At 73.0% G+C, this 3961-nt stretch carries 4 protein-coding genes; 1 reads left to right on the top strand and 3 read right to left on the bottom strand.

The genetic code is table 11. The annotated features are described in order from the left end of the window. The coding region (locus VF825_RS00375; protein WP_331108936.1) for a glycoside hydrolase family 15 protein at positions 1-1781 on the bottom strand (1781 nt) is incomplete at its 3' end. Positions 1782-1931: 150 nt separating this feature from the next. Between VF825_RS00375 and VF825_RS00370 the strand changes: the two genes are divergently transcribed. Then, entirely contained in the window at positions 1932-2723 is a 792-nt protein-coding gene (locus VF825_RS00370) for an MBL fold metallo-hydrolase (RefSeq protein WP_331108934.1), read from the top strand. 1 nt (position 2724) lies between these two features. Here the strand turns inward: VF825_RS00370 and VF825_RS00365 are convergent, their stop codons facing one another. Together VF825_RS00365 and VF825_RS00360 are read right to left on the bottom strand one after the other, a co-directional pair. Continuing rightward, complete coding sequence (locus VF825_RS00365) at positions 2725-3222, bottom strand: RDD family protein (RefSeq protein WP_331108932.1); 498 nt, start codon at positions 3220-3222, stop codon at positions 2725-2727. Between the two features lie 26 nt (positions 3223-3248). Beyond that, positions 3249-3961, bottom strand: a 713-nt coding sequence (locus VF825_RS00360) for a hypothetical protein (RefSeq protein ID WP_331108930.1), incomplete at its 5' end; no start/stop codon positions are given.

The raw sequence follows: 3961 nt of genomic DNA, 5'->3' as shown, positions 1-3961 counted from the left end.
TGGGTGAACGCCTGCGGGAAGTTGCCCAGCTGCTCACCGGAGAGGCCGATCTCCTCGGCGTACAACCCCACGTGGTTGGCGTAGGTGAGCATCTTCTCGAACACCAGCCGGCCCTCCTCGACCCGGCCGGACCGGGCGAGGGCCTCGGCGTACATGAAGGTGCACAGCGAGAAGGTGCCCTCCGACCCGCGCAGGCCGTCCGGGGAGGCGCTGGGGTCGTAGCGGTAGACCAGGCTGTCGGTGACCAGCTCGTCCCGCATCGCATCGAGCGTGGAGAGCCACATCGGGTCCTTCGGCGCGACGAAGCCCTCACGCGACATCCGCAGCAGCGCGGAGTCCAGGACCCGGTCCTCGTACTGCTGCACGAAGGCCTGCCGTTCGGCGTTCCACCCGCGCTCCATGACCTGGTTGTAGATCGCGTCCCGCGCCTCCCGCCACCGGTCCACCGGGGCCGGCCGGCCGTGCCTGGCGGCCAGGCGCAGGCCACGGTCGAAGGCCACCCAGCTCATGAGCCGCCCGTAGGTGAAGTCCTTGCGGCCCCCGCGGGTCTCCCAGATGCCCTCCTCGGGCCGGTCCCAGTTGTCGGCGAGCCAGTTCAGCATCTCGGTGACCGCCAGCCAGCCGGTGTGGGCCGCCTGCAGGCCACGCTCGTCCGCCAGCGAGATGCTGTCCATGGCCTCGCCATAGATGTCGAGCTGCAGCTGGCCCGCGGCGTCGTTGCCGACCCGTGCGGGGAAGGACCCCCGGTAGCCCGACCAGTGCTGCAGCACCTCCTCCTTGAGGTCGGAGGAGCCGTCCACCCGGTACATGATGTTGAGCGGCCCGGTGTCGCTGCCCACGTGCTCCCGGACCCGGTCGGTGAGCCATCGGCCCAGCGCCGCCGCCTCGTCGGTGTAGCCCAGTCGCAGCAGCGAGAACACCGAGAACGAGGCGTCCCGGATCCACGTGTAGCGGTAGTCCCAGTTGCGCTCACCACCGACCTGCTCGGGAAGACCCATCGTGGGGGCCGCGACGAGCCCTCCGGTGGGCGCGTACGTCATCAGCTTCAGCGTGATGGCCGAGCGGATGACCTCCTCGCGCCAGCGCCCGGTGTAGGTCGAGCGCGCCACCCAGGCCTTCCAGTACGCGACCGTGTCGTCGAAAAGGCGCCTGATCTCCTCGACGTCCACGCGCTGCGCCGGACCGGAGGCGCCCGTCTCCAGCACCGCCCCACGGATCTGTCCTGCCTGGAGCGACAGGCTCATCGTCAGGTCACCATCGTGTTCGGTCGCATGTCCCAGCCGCTCGTCCTCGGCTGCGCGCACGATGTGCACCGCGAAGTCCCCGGCGAGGCTGCGGAACACCGCGCCGTCCTCCGACACCTCGACCGTGTGGGATGCGCGGCCGTAGTCGAAACGGGGCGCCAGCTCGAGCTCGAAGGACATGTGCCCCCGCACGCAGCGCAGCATGCGCACCAGCCGGTGGCGGTCGGTGGCTTCGGCCCCGCTGATCGGCATGAAGTCGGCGACCTCACCGACGCCCTCCTCGGTCAGGAACCGCGTGACGAGGATGGCGGTGTCGGGGAAGTACATCTGCTTGGTCTCGTAGTCGGTGCCGGTCGGCCGGATCCGGAAGCGCCCGCCCTTGTCGGCGTCCAGCAACGCCCCGAAGAGGCTGGGCGAGTCGAAGCGTGGCGCGCAGAACCAGTCGACGGAGCCGTCGGTGGCGACCAGCGCACTGGTCTGCAGGTCACCGATCAGGCCGTGGTCGGCGATGCGGGGGTAGTTCGGCTGCTCGGGCATGACGCTCTCGTTCCTCATCGGTGATGCCTCAGGTCCCGCCATCATGTGAGCCGCCCGCCGGTGCGGGCCTCACCCGTCCCGGATGAACCCCCACGTGGCCGGCTGCGCCTACCGTTCCCCGAAGGCGCGCGCTCGGCGGCGGGAGGCACCATGGCGGGGACGGTCGGGCACCAGTCCCGGGAGACGACGCGCGGCACGGGGGTGCGCTTCCTCGGGCACGCCACGTTCGAGCTCGACCTGGGCGCAGCCACGGTGCTCACCGACCCGTTGCTGCGCCAGCGGGTGAGCTTCCTGCGCCGGCTCGCACCTCCGCCCCGGCCGCCCTCGCCCGCACCGACGGCCGTGGTGGTCTCGCACCTGCACCACGACCACTGCGACCTGAGGTCCCTGTCGCTGCTGGCCCCGTCCACCCCGGTCGTCGTGCCGGCGGGAGGCGCGGACCTGCTGCGGCGGCACGGGTTCGAGGTGGTGGTGCCGCTGGCGCCCGGGCAGTCCTGGCGGACCGGCGAGCTCACCGTGACGGCCACGCCTGCGCGGCACAGCGGCCGCCGGGAGCCGTGGGGACCGAGCGCCGCGGCGGTGGGCTACCTGCTGCAGACCCCCGGGCACCGGGTCTACTTCGCCGGCGACACCGACCTGTTCGCCCAGATGGAGGGCCTGGGCGCGCCCCTGGACCTGGCACTGGTCCCTGTCGGCGGCTGGGGTCCCCGGCTGGGGCCGGGCCACCTCGACCCGCGGCGCGCGGCGGAGGCTGTGGTGCGGCTGCGGCCGCGGGTCGCCGTGCCGATGCACTACGGCAGCTTCGCCCCGCTCGGCTACCGCCCTTCCGCCGTCACCCGCCGCGCCCCGGCGCGGGAGTTCGCGCGGGAGGTGCAGCGTCGCTGCCCCACGACGCAGGTGCGGCTGCTCCCGCCGGGGTCCGACCGCACGTGGGTGGGCTGACTCAGCGCAGACCCGGACCCCGGGCCGTCCAGTCGTAGACCACCGACGTGCGCAGCACCAGGTCCTGCACCGAGCGGTTCTGCCGGCTCACCGCCACCCAGAGGAGCAGGATCGGGAACAGCACGCACAGGACCGCCCTCACCAGGGCCAGGCCGGCGCCGGGCAGACGACCGTGCCGGTTGACGACCCTCAGCCCCAGCACCCGGTCCCCCGCGGTCTGCCCCGTGGTCACCCACGCGAACGCCAGGTATGCCGTGAGGAGGCAGAGCAGGGCCGTGAGCAACCAGCCCTGCCCGGGTTCGGGGAAGCGAAACGTCCTGGGCCGCAACAGGAAGAGCACCGCCGACCACGCGGCATACAGGACCACGACGCCGACGCAGGCGACGAGGAGGTCGATGACCGCGGCGGTGCACCGGGTCACCACCCCAGCGCGTCGACCCTGCGCCGCGCGGGCCGGTGCGGGGACGAGGATCCGCTCGACGGCGGAACGGTCGGGCACCTCGGGGCTCCTCACGTGGCCCCCGGTCAGTGGGCGTTCCCCTGGCCGGGCGGGGGTTCACCCGGCGGCCCGGTGGGTGCCTGCCCCGGTGGCTCCTCGGGGACGGTGGGGCCCTGCCCGGGGGCCCCGGTGGCGCGGCCCTGGCGGCCCAGCATCTTGTCGACGACGTTGGCGACCCGCTCGTCGGCACCCATCCCGTGCCAGCGCACCTCGCGCAGCGCCTCGGAGGCCATCGTCCCCGAGGAGCTCTGGATGATCGCCGGCAGGTCCAGCCCCTCGGCGACGACCTCGGCGAGGGCGACCAGGTCCAGCCTCGAGACGACGGCGTCCAGGTCCAGCCGGGAGGCGATCTCGTCGATGTCGACCTTGTCCACGATCGGGCCCAGGTCCAGCCTCTCCGCGATGGCGTTGACGTCGACCCGGTCCAGGATCGGGCCCAGGTCCAGCCGGGAGGCGATCTCGTCGATGTCCACCCGGTCGAGGATCGCCTCCATGTCCACCCGGGCGACCGCGGCGTCGAGGTCGACGGTGGCCACCAGGGCGTCGAGGTCGACGTGGTCCTTGACCAGGTCGGTGACGTCCACGTAGCCCATCGCCTGGTCGACCAGGCGCGGGGCGACCCGGCGGCCGAGGGCGTCCAGCCTCAAGGCGGTGGCCTCCCGCTCGGCCCGCCCCCTCTCGGCCAGGCCCCGCAGCCACCGGGCCGGCCGCTCACGCACCGCCGCCGGCGGGGCGAGCA

It is taken from the genome of Oryzihumus sp. (assembly GCF_036391795.1).
GTDB lineage: Bacteria > Actinomycetota > Actinomycetes > Actinomycetales > Dermatophilaceae > Oryzihumus.
This window is presented reverse-complemented; position numbering and strand designations above follow the sequence as displayed.